10 protein-coding genes and 1 tRNA gene are annotated in these 13,967 nt (G+C 72.0%); 5 read left to right on the forward strand and 6 right to left on the reverse strand.

What is annotated here, in order from left to right:
• Positions 1-118: 118 nt before the first annotated feature.
• Positions 119-191: transfer RNA gene (locus ACIGW4_RS28430), tRNA-Arg, on the forward strand.
• A gap of 112 nt (positions 192-303) precedes the next feature.
• Here the strand turns inward: ACIGW4_RS28430 and ACIGW4_RS28435 are convergent.
• The 3 genes from ACIGW4_RS28435 to ACIGW4_RS28445 form a co-directional block, all read right to left on the reverse strand.
• Positions 304-597: a hypothetical protein gene (locus tag ACIGW4_RS28435; protein WP_123459274.1), complete on the reverse strand. Its 294-nt coding sequence runs from the start codon at positions 595-597 to the stop codon at positions 304-306.
• A 92-nt stretch (positions 598-689) separates the two neighbouring features.
• Positions 690-2,609 (reverse strand): MFS transporter, encoded by a 1,920-nt coding sequence (locus ACIGW4_RS28440; RefSeq protein WP_399583604.1) that lies wholly within the window; start codon positions 2,607-2,609, stop codon positions 690-692.
• 146 nt (positions 2,610-2,755) lie between these two features.
• On the reverse strand, positions 2,756-5,095 hold the full coding sequence (locus ACIGW4_RS28445; RefSeq protein ID WP_399583607.1) for a serine hydrolase: 2,340 nt from the start codon (positions 5,093-5,095) through the stop codon (positions 2,756-2,758).
• Positions 5,096-5,368: 273 nt separating this feature from the next.
• Here ACIGW4_RS28445 and ACIGW4_RS28450 point away from each other — a divergent pair, with 273 nt between their 5' ends.
• From ACIGW4_RS28450 to ACIGW4_RS28460, 3 genes are all read left to right on the forward strand, one after another.
• A complete protein-coding gene (locus tag ACIGW4_RS28450; protein WP_116160457.1) occupies positions 5,369-6,067 on the forward strand; it encodes a GPP34 family phosphoprotein in 699 nt (232 codons plus the stop codon).
• Between the two features lie 252 nt (positions 6,068-6,319).
• The gene (locus tag ACIGW4_RS28455) at positions 6,320-7,180 is read left to right on the forward strand and encodes a helix-turn-helix transcriptional regulator (protein ID WP_123459061.1); all 861 of its coding nucleotides are present in this window, start codon (positions 6,320-6,322) and stop codon (positions 7,178-7,180) included.
• Positions 7,181-7,359: 179 nt separating this feature from the next.
• On the forward strand, positions 7,360-7,560 hold the full coding sequence (locus ACIGW4_RS28460; RefSeq protein WP_093875591.1) for a DUF397 domain-containing protein: 201 nt from the start codon (positions 7,360-7,362) through the stop codon (positions 7,558-7,560).
• Between the two features lie 100 nt (positions 7,561-7,660).
• Here ACIGW4_RS28460 and ACIGW4_RS28465 read toward each other — a convergent pair whose 3' ends face one another.
• Positions 7,661-8,494, reverse strand: a complete 834-nt coding sequence (locus tag ACIGW4_RS28465; RefSeq protein ID WP_399583611.1) for a hypothetical protein — start codon at positions 8,492-8,494, stop codon at positions 7,661-7,663.
• Positions 8,495-8,586: 92 nt separating this feature from the next.
• Here ACIGW4_RS28465 and ACIGW4_RS28470 point away from each other — a divergent pair, with 92 nt between their 5' ends.
• The gene (locus tag ACIGW4_RS28470; RefSeq protein ID WP_123459059.1) at positions 8,587-9,369 is read left to right on the forward strand and encodes an SDR family oxidoreductase; all 783 of its coding nucleotides are present in this window, start codon (positions 8,587-8,589) and stop codon (positions 9,367-9,369) included.
• Between the two features lie 342 nt (positions 9,370-9,711).
• Here the strand turns inward: ACIGW4_RS28470 and ACIGW4_RS28475 are convergent, their stop codons facing one another.
• Together ACIGW4_RS28475 and ACIGW4_RS28480 are read right to left on the reverse strand one after the other, a co-directional pair.
• Positions 9,712-10,830: an ADP-ribosylglycohydrolase family protein gene (locus tag ACIGW4_RS28475; RefSeq protein WP_123459058.1), complete on the reverse strand. Its 1,119-nt coding sequence runs from the start codon at positions 10,828-10,830 to the stop codon at positions 9,712-9,714.
• A 513-nt stretch (positions 10,831-11,343) separates the two neighbouring features.
• Positions 11,344-13,929 carry a bifunctional FO biosynthesis protein CofGH gene (locus ACIGW4_RS28480; protein WP_399583615.1) on the reverse strand — a complete coding sequence of 862 codons (2,586 nt, stop codon included), beginning with the start codon at positions 13,927-13,929 and terminating at the stop codon, positions 11,344-11,346.
• Positions 13,930-13,967: the final 38 nt, after the last annotated feature.

Consider the following 13,967-nt stretch of genomic DNA (forward strand, 5'->3'; position numbering starts at 1 on the left):
TTCCCGGATCACCGGTCGATGTCCACGACGGCCCGGCAGGGAGCCGGCACCCGACGGCACCCGACGGCAACGGGGGCGACCCACGTCACCCTCATCCGCTACGCTGTCTGCGGTCAACGCCTTCGTAGCTCAGGGGATAGAGCACCGCTCTCCTAAAGCGGGTGTCGCAGGTTCGAATCCTGCCGGGGGCACAGGGTGAAGGGGCAGGCACTGGTGTCAGTGCCTGCCCCTTTCTCGTGCCTTCTCCTGCTTCTCGCGCTTCTTGTGTCTTCTCGCGCTTCTCGCCGGGTGCGGCGAGCGGGCCTAGCGGACGACGACGTTGTGGGCCGGGATGATCGTGGGCCGCAGGTCGGCGTGGCCGAGGGCGGCCAGGATCGGGCCGAAGGTCTTCGCGTGGGCTTCGAGGGCCTCCGCGCTCTCCCAGACCTCGGTCACCCGGAACCCTCCCTCGACCGGTCCCGCCGCGTGGGAGACGAGGCCCGGGTCCCCCACGTCCGCGAACCGCGTGAAGCCCTTTCCGGCGGTCACTCGCTCGATGACCGTGTCGTAGAGGTCCTGGCCGGCGCCAGGCAGGTCGAAGGTGACGATGATGGCCATGCGGATGCCCTTGTCTCGGTCCGCCGCGCGGCCGCGGCGGGGTCCGTGCATCCTAGCCGCATGGAGTCACTCGATTACGTGGAGTGATGCGGTCAGCGGAGTTCTTCCGGGCAGGCCGTGCCGCGCGAGAGTTTGTAGGGGGCTCCCAGGCGGTACACGCCCGCCTTCGGGGCGACGAGTTCCGTCCATTCGTCGCCCTCCAGGTCCGCCTCGGCCTTGAAGAGGCAGCCCTTCTCGTTGGCGAAGACCTTGGGGAGTTCGGTCTCCGAGACCTCGCGGGCCAGCTTCGAGGCCTCCGTCTCCTTCGGCGGTTCGATCTTGCCGCCGTGCTCGTCCATGAGGGCGAGCCAGGGCGAGTACGGGACGCGGATCAGGACCCGGCCGGGGCGGTCGACCCGGATCACGACCTCGTTCTCCTCGGCGCTCTGCACCTCGGCCGGCGGGTCGGCGAGAGGAGTCGGGTTCTGCACCTCGTACAGCCGCCAGTTCTCGTCCGACCAGACCTGCTTCAGGTACGGCAGGCCCTCGCCGACCAGCTCCGCCTCCTGCTCGGCGCCCGAGTCGGGGGCTCCGGTGGGCAGGACGACGTAGTGGACGGCCCAGCGGTGGAGCCAGTCCCGGTAGTTCACGGCGTTCAGCGTGTCGTCGTAGAAGAGGGGGTTGCGCTCCATGTCCGCCTGGCGGTTCCAGCCGCGCGCCAGGTTGATGTACGGGCTGAGCGCGGAGGACTCGCGGTGGCTGGACGCCGGTACGACCTCGACCCGCGCCTTGCCCGCGTCCCGGACCTGGAGCTGGTTGACGAGCGGCGCGAGCTCGCGCGCCCAGGACGCGTCCGGCGCGGTGCGGATGACGTCGTCGACGCCCTTGAAGCCGATCCAGAAGTTCAGTCCCGCGACGGCGAGCAGCAGCGCGTACCAGCGGCGTGAGCGCGGCGCCGTGTACGGCAGGGCCGCGAGCAGCACCACGCCCGCGAAGAGCATCGGCAGCCGGGAGATGTTCGAGCCGATCTGGGAGTCGATCAGCCAGGTCAGCAGCGTGCCGATCGTGTAGACCGCCGCCGCCGTGCGGACCGTTCGCCAGGCCTTCGGGACGAGGAGGAAGGTGAGGACTCCGAAGAGGAGCGGCAGCGCCGTCGAGCCGAAGGCCATCGGCTGCGTGCCGGAGAAGGGGAAGAGCCAGGAGGAGAGGGCGACCACCGCGACCGGGGCGAGGCCCAGGGCGTACGCGCCGGGGCGCCGTTTGTTCAGGAACAGCGCCGCCGCCGCGATCCCGAGGAACAGGCCCGCGACCGGGCTGCACGCCGTCGCCAGACCGGCCAGCGGGGCGGCGACCGCCGCCTTCGCCCAGCGTTTGCGACGCCAGCGGTACGGCCAGCAGAAGACGGCGGCGACCGCGCCGAGCGCGAACATCATGCCGAGGCCGAAGGTCACCCGGCCCGAGAGCGCGTTGCAGAGGAAGGCGAAGACGCCCGCGATCGAGCAGACCAGCGGGTTGCGGACCGTCCGCACCCGCACCAGGATCAGCGCGGTCAGGCCGGCCGACAGCGTCCCCGCGACCATCATCGTGCTGCGGACGCCGAGCACCGACATCAGGTAGGGCGAGACCACGCTGTACGAGACGGGGTGCATCCCGCCGTACCAGGCCAGGTTGTACGCGGAGTCCGGGTGCCGTCCGACGAACTCGGCCCAGGCGTCCTGCGCGGCCAGGTCCCCGCCGCTGTTCGCGAAGAAGAAGAACCACAGGACGTGGGTGAGGGCGGCGAGCCCGGTGGCCGCCATGACCGTGTAGCGGCGCTTGCGCCGTGGGGCACGGGCGGGGGCGGTGGCGGGCGGCGCCGGGACCGGTGACGGTGCCGGGGCGGGCCGCTGCGTCGGAAGCACTATTCGCGAGAGCGAAGAGGGTCCGATATCCGTGGTCGAGCCGCCGTCGGTGTCACGAGCTTCATGGGCATCACGGTAGACGTCGGGGTCGGAGTCCGCGCGGTCGGCGCGTGTCGGCTCGGCGGTGGTCACTACGGCCCTTTCCCGTGCTGCTGCCCGTCGCGCTGCTCGCTTCTCGCGTAGGTCACGCGTCCTTCTCACCCCCGGAGACGCTAACAGCCGGGCGCCCCGGAGAATCCGGGGCGCCCGGCCGAGCGGATGGGGCCGATCGGGTGGCCTCAGCCCAGACGGGTCAGCTTCTTGTCGAAGCCGGGCTCCACCAGGTCGGCCTTCAGGGCGACCGGGGAGCTGACCTTGCCGGTGCCGGTGCCGATGGACACCTGACCGACGATGTCGCCCGCCTTGCCGGAGTGCGGGAGGGCCTTTCCGCCGTCCGTGAGCTCCAGCTTCACTTCCAGGCCCGGCCAGCCGACCGCCTTGAGCTCCTTGGTGGCCACGACCGGGGTCCGGCCGCCGAGGCCGTCGTCCACGTAGCCGAGGACCTGGCCCTTCTTGACCACGGCGGTCGAGGTGACGTCCTTCTGGGCCTGCTGGATCAGCTTGAGGCTGTAGTCGATGGCGAGGTCCAGCTTGTCGTTGAGGATCTTGGCGTTCTTGGCCCCCATGACGATGCCGAGGACGCGGCGGTTCTGGCCGTCGACGACGGTGTTCGCCGCCCAGAGCAGGTTGCCGCCGGCCGGGGTCGAGGAGCCGGTCTTGATGCCGCTCACACCGGGTTCGAGCAGGATCCTGTTGTTGTTCTCGATCCGGCCGGGGATGCCGTCCACCGTCACGTTCGGCATGTTCACGATCTCGCGGAACACGTCGTACTGCATGACCGCCTTCGCCAGCTTCAGCTGGTCCTGCGGGGTCGACATGGTGCTGTCGAGGAGGCCGGACGGGTCGGTGTACGTGGACTGGGTCATGCCCAGGTCCTTCGCGGCGGCGTTCATCTTCTCGACGAACGCGGCCTCCGAGCCGGCGTCCCAGCGCGCGAGCAGCCGGGCCACGTTGTTCGCGGAGGGGATCATCAGGAGCTCCAGGAGCTCCTTCTCCGTGTAGGTCTGGTTCTCCTGGACCGGCGCCGTCGACTCCGACGCGTGCTTCCCCTGGTCGGCGGCCTTCTTGTCGATCGTGATCTCGGGCCCCGTCTGCTTCCCCTTGATCGGGTGGTCGCGGAGGATCACGTACGCCGTCATCGTCTTGGTCACGGACGCGATCGGAGCCGGCTTCTGCGCTCCGTACAGGCCCATGGAACCGACGCCCTCGACCTCGACGGCGCCCTGTCCCTCGCCGGGCCACGGCATCTGCAGCTTGCCGCCGCCGAAGGTGAACGTCGGCTCGGCCGACAGCGTCAGCGCGGGTGCGGGCAGCGGGCGGACCATCTGCACGATCGCAAAGACGATCAGGAGGAGCAGGACCAGCGGGGTCCAGATCCGTACCCGTCTCAGGGCCGTCCGCAGCGGGCTCGGCGGCGGGGGCGGGGTGTTCGTCAGCTCCGCGAGCAGGTCGAGCGGAGGCAGCGGCGGCAGCGGCTGCTGCCGGGTCCGCTCCGGCTCGGCGAGCGCGGCGGGCACCTTGGGGGCGGATTCCTTGGACGCGGGGGCCTTGGGGGCCTCAGGGGCCTTGGGAGCGGCCGCCGGGGCGGCGGAGGCCTTGGCGGCCTCCTGCGCCGCCTTCTCGGCCTTCTCGGCCTTCTGCTCGGCCGGGATGTCGGGGCGCAGCGCGCGGAAGACACTGGTGCGCTCGCTGTCGGAGTCCGCGGCCGGACCGGAAGGGAGCTTCAGGGCGGTCGTCGGCTGGTCCACGACGGGCGGACGGACCATCTTGAACATGGTCGTCGGCTGGTCGACGGGCTCCTCGTCCTTGGAGGGACGGGAGGAGTCGGGGGAACCGGAGGAATCCGAAGAGTCGGTCGCGTCCGAGGAGTCGGCGGCGTCGGTCGCGTCCGAGGACTCGGCGGCGTCGGTCGCGTCCGAGGACTCGGCGGCTTCCGAGGGCTTCGCCGGCTTCTCGTCGGCAGCCGCCTTCCGCGCGGCGAACCAGGAAGCGGAGGGCGCCTTGCCCTCGGCTCCCTCGGTTCCCTCGGCCTCCTCGGCCTTCTCGGCGTCCCCTTCGTCCCCTGCGTCTTCTGCGTCCTCTACCGACGCCTTGTCCTCGACGGCCTCGACGGGCTCCTCGCCCGTCTCGTCGGACTCGTCGTCCTGCGGCTCGTCCTCGTCCTCGGAGTCGCCGGCCCCGGTCTCGTCCTCAGGCGCGGCCTCGTCGGCCTCCTCGGGCCCGGCCTCCGGCTCCGCCTCGTCGGCCGACGCCTCCGACGCCTTCCCCTTCTCCGACTTGTCCGACCTCTCCGGCTCCTCCTCCGTCGCGACCCACGCCGCCACGGCCGCCTTCAGGCGGTCGCCTTCCGCGCCGGGCTCAGCCCCGGACTCCGCGTCCGTCCCCGTCTCCGCGTCCGTCTCCGCGTCCGCCTTCGGCCCGTCGTCCTCGGGCGTACGCGGCGTCAGGGTCTTGAACACGGCCGTCGGCTGGTCCACCCGGACCGCCGAGGACGGCGAGGACTCTGACCCGCGGAGCACGGAAAGCCGAGGATCCCGGCTGCCGCCGCCCGAGGCCGCCGTCTCCTGAGACGACCCCTGCTCCGCCTTGTCGGGGGACTCGCCCGCCACCGTGCCTCCTCCATGCGTCATACGTACGTCCGAACCGTCTACCAGTGTCCTGTGTGAACCCCTTGGCTCCCGTGCTAGACGAGAACGACATACCTACCGGTTCCCGGATGAACCATCCAGGCACTCTCGACAGATGAATGTGAGAGGGGTCACCCTGTCATTCATCCACGCGGGGAGGCATGGATGGGCAGGAGCCGCAGAACTATTCCGGAAGAGCTTCTGCTGCTCGCTCTGGACCCGACCACGGGTACCACAGCGCAGCCGCAGTCGCTCGACCTCGGTCTGGCCGGAGCACAGCTAGTGGAGCTGGCTCTGGCAGGCCGGATAGCCCCTGACGGGGATCGTATCGCCGTGGTGATGCCACGGCCGACCGGAGATCCGACACTGGACTCCGCACTGGAACTGCTGCGCAGGCGCGGCAGTCCGGTTCGGGCCGTCCACTGGATCGGCGGGCCCCGGCTGGGGCTCCGTCAGACGTATCTCTCGCATCTGGAGCGATGCGGCATGGTGCATGCCGTGGAGGGCCAGATGTGCGGGGTGTTGCCGACGACTCGCTACCAGGCGACCGACACGGCGATCAGTCGGGAGATCCGTGCCCGGCTGGACAGTGCGATCCGCACCGGCGTACCGCCGGACCCGCGGACCGCGGCGCTTGCCGCGCTGGCCCATGCGGTCGGTCTCGGCAAGCACCTCTACCCCGGCAACGAAGGACGGTCGTCGCGGTCCCGGCTGCGCGACCTGATCCGGCACGACCCGATGGGCGGACTCGTGGCGCACGCCGTGATGGACGTCCAGAACGGTGCGGCGGCACAGCCGCGCCGGAGCGCCGCGGGCGTCCCGGCGCAGCCTCGCGGCAGCATGGCCCGCGCGGCCGCGCACTGATCACGGACGCGGACACGACCGCGCGACGAGCAGCACCAGTACGAGCACCACGCACCACGCACCACCATGAACCAGCACCACGAACCACCTGGAACCACTCCGGGAGCCGCACAGGTGTGCGGGGCGGTCTGGACGGCCGCCCCGCGCACGTGCGTTGTCCTGTTTTCCCAGCGCGCACCCGGCCATTGGTGGCAGTCTGCCAAGCGGTAGGTACTCACAGCTACGCAGCAGACAGCCGGAGGTGCAGTTTCCGTGGCGTCCAACGTCAACCCCACCGTCAGGCGACGCCGATTGGGCCAGGAGCTGCGCAAGCTCCGCGAGGCGAAGAACATGACGGCCGAGCAGGTCGCCGAGCGCCTTCTCGTCTCCCAGTCCAAGATCAGCCGGCTGGAGAACGGCCGTCGCTCCATCAGCCAGCGTGACGTCCGGGACCTGTGCGGCGTGTACGAGGTCGAGGACGAGCGCATGGTCGACTCCCTCATGCAGATGGCCAAGGACTCGCGCCAGCAGGGCTGGTGGCACGCCTTCGGCGACATCCCGTACAGCGTCTACATCGGTCTGGAGACGGACGCGGAGAGCCTGCGGATGTACGAGTCGCAGATCATCCCGGGCCTGCTCCAGACCCCCGCGTACGCGGAGGCCGTGATCTCCGGCGCGATGCCGGAGTCGACGCCGGCGGAGATCGAGAAGCGGGTCACCGTCCGGACCCGCCGCCAGGACCGGATCCGGGACGAGGAGCGTCCGCTGCGGTTGTGGGCGGTGATCGACGAGGGCGCGCTGCACCGGATCGTGGGCAGCCGGCAGCTGATGGTCGACCAGCTGGAGCACCTGATCGAGCAGTCGCACCTGCCGCACGTCACCGTGCAGGTGATCCCGTTCGAGATGGGCGCGCATCCGGGGATCAGCGGGCAGTACTCGATCCTGGAGTTCCCGGACACCTCGGACTCCAGCGTCGTCTACATCGAGGGCGTGACGAGCGATCTGTACCTGGAGAAGGCGCAGGACGTCGGCAAGTACTCCGTCATGTACGAGCACCTCAGGGCGCAGGCGCTGAACGTGGAGCAGACGCGGGAGTTCATCTCGAAGATGGCGAAGAAGCACGCCCAGGGCTGACCACCGGCAGGCGGGGCAGGCACCGTACACCCCGTGATCGCTTGCACGGAAGCCCAGTTGGAATATGCCACTCGGACGTGTGAACGCCGGTCCCGTCGGGCGGGACCGGCGAGTAGCGTCGATCACGCCATCAAGAACGTTGGCGCGACACACTACTCGGCAGAACCGGAGTGAGCAGCATGGCGATTATTCAGGGTGGTACGGACACCTGGACGAAGTCCTCGTACTCGGGTGGGAACGGGGCCTGCGTCGAAGTGAAGTCCCCCGTCATGGCCGCGATCGCGGTGCGGGACTCCAAGGCGCCCGAGGGTCCGTCCCTCTCTTTCGGTCCGGGATCGTGGAACGCCTTCGTCGGCGAGGTGAGCAACGGGGCCCTCTGAGCCCCGGTGCACGCCGTCGCCGGCAGTACGAATGAGCCCTCTCGACCGGTCCGCCGTCCTGGCCGAGGGGGCTCGGCCTTTGCCCGGAGGCCCGGGGGCCTCAGCGCAGCTCGTCCACGTAGCGGTCCGTGCCCGGGACCGTCGGGATGAAGGGGGCGACCAGTTCCACCCGGCCGTCGGGGCCGCCCAGGGACTCCAGGTCCGCGAAGTGCTCCGTCCAGCACGCGCGGGGGTCCCGCTCCAGGAACCAGAGCAGGGTCAGCCGGGTGTCGACGCCCTCGACCTGCTTCACGTACGTCATGCGGTCGCCGGGCAGCGGGGTGGGGCGGAAGAGCGTCACCAGAGCCGCCGGTGAGCCGGCGAGACGGCGGGGCAGGTCGCGGGTGCGCAGGCGGTCGAGGAGTTCCGCCCGCCGCTCCGGGCCGTCGGCGTCGATCACCTGGAGGATCAGCCCGGCATAGGGGTGGTCGAGGGCGTGGAAGTCGCGCGGGCCCGCCGCCCCGTCGCGGTAGACGGTCGCCTCGTGGTTCTGGAACGAGGTGAAGACGTGGGTGCGCTCGTGGTGGACGCGGGCGTCGCGATTGAGCCGTTTGTTGATGCCGACCGTCCACTTCATGTGGTCGTCGTAGCGGCCCTCGGTGATCCAGTACGTGGAGAGGTAGCAGCCGGCGGTGACCGGCTGGGCGACGGCGGACTTCTCCGGGCGCCGCAGCTCCTGGAGTTCGCGGGTGGCGACCCAGCGCCGGCCGGCGTACATCCAGGGCATCGCCATGGCGCCCGCGTAGTAGTGGTCGTCCTCGTACCAGCGGTTGTAGGCGTACTCGTGGCCCGGGTGCGGTTCGACCATGGTGATCAGCGCGTGGCCGGGTCGGACCCCGTACGGGCCGACGGCCGCCAGTTCCGCGTACGTCTCGCTGCGGGTCTCCTCGCTCACTCTCGTACCCCTTCCCGTGTCTTCCCATGTCGGTGACGGAGTCCTACTCTGACGGACCGTCAGATGCTTGGCCAGGGTCGAGGAGGGTCCGGATGCTGCTCCAGGGGAAGACGGTCGTCGTGTCGGGGGTCGGTGCCGGGCTCGGGCACCGGATCGCGGAGACGGTGGTACGGGACGGGGGCAACGCGGTGCTCGGCGCCCGCACCGAGGCCAACCTCGCCAAGTCCGCGGCGGAGATCGACCCGGAGGGCCGCCGCACCGCCTACCGGGTCACGGACATCACCGACGAGGAGCAGTGCGAGGCCCTCGCCGCGCTCGCCGTCGAGCGCTTCGGCGGGATCGACGCGGTCGTCCACGTCGCCGCCTGGGACTCCTATTTCGGTGGCCTGGAGGACGCCGACTTCGGGACCTGGCAGGGAGTCCTCGACGTCAATCTGCTCGGCACGCTGCGGATGACCCGGGCCTGTCTGCCGGCGCTGAAGGAGGGCGGGGGCTCGGTGGTGCTGATCGGGACGCAGTCGGCCGTCGCCGCGCCCTCGCAGGTGCGGCAGGCGGCGTACGCGGCCTCGAAGGGGGCGCTGACCTCGGCCATGTACTCGCTCGCGCACGAGCTGGGGCCGCACCGGATCCGGGTCAACACCGTGCTGCCGGGCTGGATGTGGGGGCCGCCGGTCCAGGCGTACGTGCGGTTCGCCGCCCACACCGAGGGGGTGCCGGAGGCCGAGGTGCTCGCCCGGCTCACCGAGCGGATGGCACTGCCCGAACTCGCGACGGACGGGGACGTGGCGGAGGCGGCGGTCTTCCTCGCCTCGGACCGGGCGCGGGCCGTGACGGGGCAGTCGCTGCTGGTCAACGCCGGGGAGCTGATGCGCTGAACCCGTTCACTCGTTGATGCACAGGTGTGCGCGCATGTCCCCCGTCGTACCGCAGCAGTCCCTTCGGGACCTGGATGCCGCCCACCGCGACTTCTGCGACGGGTTGAAGGGCGGACGCCGGCGCATGGGCACCCCGCGCCTCACATCCCGCGAGGACGACCGTCAGACCGTGCGGTTCACCGCCGACGCCCGCCGGTCCGTCACCGCCGGCGGGGACCTCGCTCCTCCCGTACGTCCTCGTCAAGTACGTGGAGCCGGAGGACACCCCGGAGCGGGACGCGCTCCTCGACCGGCTCGGACCGGACGGGGACGCCGCCCCGCGCAGCCGGGAGCACGGACCGATCAGCCCCTCGGATAACGGGCCAGCCAGCCCGGGGACGACTCCGTCGCGCTGTGCAGGGCCGCTCCCTGGGTCATCTCCATCGCGAAGTCGTCCGCGAGCTCCAGGACCGTCGAACGGCCCTCCAGCTCGGCCAGCCAGGCCGGCGGGAGGGCCGTCTCGCCGTGCAGGGCCCCCAGCAGCGCACCCGTGAGCGCGCCCGTCACCGACGAGGGCCCGTCGTGGTTCACCGCGAGCCGCAGCCCGTGCCGTACGTCCTCGCCGACCAGCGCGCAGTAGACCGCCGCCGCCAACTGCCCCTCGGCCCGGTCCTCACCGGCCCCGAGAGCCGTCACCCGGTCCGCGTCCGGCACCCCCTCCCGTACGGCGGCCAGCGCGGCCCTCAACGCCTCGGTCACCGGCTCGTGACCGGGGCGCGCCGCGAGCTGCTCCAGGGCGCGGGCCACCGCCGCCTCCACCGGGCCGCCGCGCGCGAGGCCGTGGACGGTGACCGCGAAGGCGCCCGCCGCGAGGCCCGCCTCCGGGGCGCCGTGCGTCTGCGCCGCGCACTCCACCGCCAGCTGGCACACCAGTTGCGGCTCCCAGCCGACGAGCAGCCCGAAGGGGGCGGAGCGGGGCAGGGCCCCGGAGTCCCGCGCGTCCGGGTTCTTCGGCCGGTCGAGCGTGCCGAGGACCTCGTCGCCGAGACCGGTGAGGCAGGCGCGGGGCGGATTGCGGCGGGCGTAGAGCCACTCCTCGTGGGCCAGCCAGCCGTTGTCCTTGCGGCGCTCGTCCGGGCCCCAGTCGCGCTGGGTGGCCGCCCAGCGCAGATGGGCCCGGTGCACGTCGGTCGGCGGGTGCCAGGCGCCCGTGTCCCGGCGGACCTGGGCCCTGATGAGGCCGTCCACGGTGAACAGGGCCATCTGGGTCGCGGCGGTGACGGCGCCGCGGCGGCCGAAGGCGGGCACCGGGTCCGCGAGTCCGTCAGGTCCGTGGGCCTCGCGGAGGGCGGCGAGGGCGTGTCCGTCGGCGGGCGCGCCGAGCGCGTCGCCGAGGGCGCCGCCGAGCAGGCAGCCCCTGACGCGGGCCCGGAAGTCCTGCTGTTCGGCGCGGCCCCACACGGCTGCGGCTGTCGTGGCCACGTCGTGCCCTCCCCCCGTCTACCGGTCTGCGCAGCACTGTAATGGACCGGGTACGTGCGTTCGGGGCGCGGAACGTTATGCGACCGGACACCCTTCGGTCCCCGTTTGCCCCCGTTCCCCCCCCTCACGACGGGCGCCGCCCCGCCGCTGTGGGCGCGCCCGCCGGGCGGTGCCCCGCCGTTGTGGGCGTCGCCCCGCTGGGGCGGTGCCCACCCTCGCGCCCCCGTTGTGGGCAGTCGTTCCGCTGGGGCGGAACGGGTGGGCACAACGGACCCGCGCCCTGCCGGCGCCAGAGGCTGGTGCGCCTGCACGTTCACCACCGGTGCGCCGCACACGGGGTGCGGGTTCAGGCGCGGAACGCGGAGGCGCCGCTGAAGGGCGCCGTCCCGTGTGCCCACCCGTCCCGCCCCAGCGGGACGATTGCCCACACGGCGGGTGGGGTCCGCCCCGCCGGGCGCGGGCTCGCACGGGCGGGGGCACCGCCCCGCAGGGCGCGGCCCGCACGGGCGGGGGCTACTGCTGGGGCAGGACCGGCAGGAGGGTCGGGAGGTGGCCGTCCGAGGCGCGGGCCGTGCGCCGGCGCTCCTCCGGCACCGCCCCGTACAGCGTCGTCCGGGCCCGGGACGGCCGTCCCGCCGCCTCCGCGATCGCCTCCAGGTCCCGGATCGAGCGGTACGAGCCGTAGCCGGAGCCCGCCATCCGGGAGATGGTCTCCTCCATCAGCGTCCCGCCGAGGTCGTTGGCTCCCGAGCGGAGCATCTCGGCCGCGCCCTCCGCGCCCAGCTTCACCCAGCTGGTCTGGATGTTGGGGATCCAGGGGTGCAGCAACAGGCGGGCCATGGCCGTCACCGCGCGGTTGTCGCGGACCGTCGGGCCCGGGCGGGCGATGCCCGCGAGGTAGACGGGCGCGTTGGTGTGGATGAAGGGGAGGGTCACGAACTCCGTGAAGCCGCCGGTCTCCTGCTGGATGCGGGAGAGGGTGCGGAAGTGGCCGAGCCAGTGCCGGGGCTGGTCCACGTGCCCGTACATCATCGTCGACGAGGAGCGGATGCCCAGGTCGTGGGCCGTCCTGACGACCTCGATCCACGTCGCCGTCGGCAGCTTGCCCTTCGTCAGCACCCAGCGGACCTCGTCGTCCAGGATCTCCGCCGCCGTGCCGGGGATGGAGTCGAGGCCCGCCTCCTTCGCCGCCGTGAGCCACTCGCGGATGGAGAGGCCGGTGCGGGAAGCCCCGTTGACGACCTCCATCGGGGAGAAGGCGTGCACGTGCATCCCGGGGACCCGTTCCTTCACCGCGCGCGCGATGTCGAAGTAGGCCGTGCCGGGCAGGTCGGGGTGGATGCCGCCCTGCATGCAGACCTCGACGGCGCCGACGTCCCAGGCCTGCTGGGCGCGGTCCGCGACCTGGTCGAGGGAGAGGGTGTACGCGTCGGCGTCGGTGCGCCGCTGTGCGAAGGCACAGAAACGGCAGCCGGTGTAGCAGACGTTGGTGAAGTTGATGTTGCGGGTGACGACGTACGTGACCTCGTCGCCGACCGCCGAGGCGCGGACGTCGTCCGCGACGCGGGTCAGGGCGTCGAGGGCCGGGCCGTCCGCGTGCAGCAGGGCGAGCGCCTGGGCGTCGGTGAGCCTGGTCGGGTCGTCGGCGGCCGTGCGCAGTGCCTCGCGCACGTCGGCGTCGACGCGCTCGGGGACCATCCCGGGGGCGGCGGCCTCGCGGAGCGCGTCCCAGTCGCCGTACACGTCGTCGAAGTCCTCGCGCCGGTCGGACGTGCGGCCCTCGGTGTCGATGGCGGTGTGCAGGTCCGTGCGGCCGGTGGCGGTGAAGGCCTCGTCGGGCTCCTGCCAGGGCAGGCCGCGGACGGGCGCGTCGGGGTTCGCGAGACCGGTCTCGGGGTCGGCGAGGGCGCGGACGTGCGGGAGGAGCCGGGGGTCGAGCCAGGGCTCGCCGCGCCGGACGAACTCCGGGTAGACGCAGAGGCGTTCGCGCAGCTCGAAGCCGGCGGCCCGCGAACGGGCGGCCAGCTCCTCGATCTTCGGCCAGGGCCGCTCGGGGTTGACGTGGTCGATGGTGAGCGGGGAGACCCCGCCCCAGTCGTCGATGCCGGCGGCGATCAGCCGCTCGTACTCGGAGTCGACGAGGTTCGGCGGGGCCTGGAGGCAGGCGGAGGGCCCCATGATGAGCCGGGCGACGGCGACGGTGGCGACGAGGTCGTCGAGTTCGGCGTCCGGCATCCCGCGCATCGCCGTGTCCGGCTTGGCGCGGAAGTTCTGGATGATCAGTTCCTGGATCGAGTGGTACGCGCGCGCGATCCGGCGCAGCGCGAAGAGGGACTCGGCCCGCTCCTCCAGGGTCTCCCCGATGCCGAGCAGCAGCCCCGAGGTGAAGGGGACGGAGGAGCGTCCGGCGTCCTCCAGGACCCGCAGCCGCACGGCCGGTTCCTTGTCGGGGGACCCGTGGTGGGGGCCGCCGGGCTCGGACCAGAGCCGGGTCGCGGTCGTCTCCAGCATCATGCCCATGGAGGGCGCGACGGGCTTGAGGCGCTGGAAGTCGGTCCAGGACAGGACGCCGGGGTTGAGGTGGGGCAGGAGCCCCGTCTCCTCCAGGATGCGGATCGCCATGGCCCGCACGTACGCGACGGTGTCGTCGTACCCGTGGGCGTCGAGCCACTCGCGGGCCTCGGGCCAGCGGTCCTCGGGCTTGTCGCCGAGGGTGATCAGGGCCTCCTTGCAGCCCGCCTCGGCGCCGCGCCGGGCGATGTCGAGGACCTCGTCCGGCGACATGAACATCCCGTGCCCGGCCCGGCGCAGCTTGCCGGGGACGGTGACGAACGTGCAGTAGTGGCACTTGTCGCGGCAGAGCCGGGTGAGCGGTATGAACACGCTCTTCGAGTACGTGACGACCCCCGGCCGCCCGGCCGCCTCCAGACCGGCGTCCCGCACGCGCCCCGCGGACGCCACCAGATCCGCCAGGTCCTCCCCCCGCGCCCGCAGTAGCACGGCGGCCTCGGCGACGTCGAGCGCGACCCCGTCCCTGGCCCGCTTGAGGGCACGGCGCATGGCGTTCTCGGTGGGTCGTCCTGCCTGGTGATCCGTCATGGACCGAGCATACGAGCGCTTCCCGGCGCGGCGGTTCG

Source organism: Streptomyces sp. NPDC053513 (assembly GCF_044544765.1).
Lineage (GTDB): Bacteria > Actinomycetota > Actinomycetes > Streptomycetales > Streptomycetaceae > Streptomyces > Streptomyces litmocidini.

Bases quoted from the DNA above. Each gene is read 5' to 3' on its own strand.
- ACIGW4_RS28435 (WP_123459274.1), bottom strand. From the start codon at position 597: ATGGCCATCATCGTCACCTTCGACCTGCCTGGCGCCGGCCAGGACCTC.
- ACIGW4_RS28480 (WP_399583615.1), bottom strand. From the start codon at position 13,929: ATGACGGATCACCAGGCAGGACGACCCACCGAGAACGCCATGCGCCGT.
- ACIGW4_RS28450 (WP_116160457.1), top strand. From the start codon at position 5,369: ATGGGCAGGAGCCGCAGAACTATTCCGGAAGAGCTTCTGCTGCTCGCT.
- ACIGW4_RS28460 (WP_093875591.1), top strand. From the start codon at position 7,360: ATGGCGATTATTCAGGGTGGTACGGACACCTGGACGAAGTCCTCGTAC.
- ACIGW4_RS28470 (WP_123459059.1), top strand. From the start codon at position 8,587: ATGCTGCTCCAGGGGAAGACGGTCGTCGTGTCGGGGGTCGGTGCCGGG.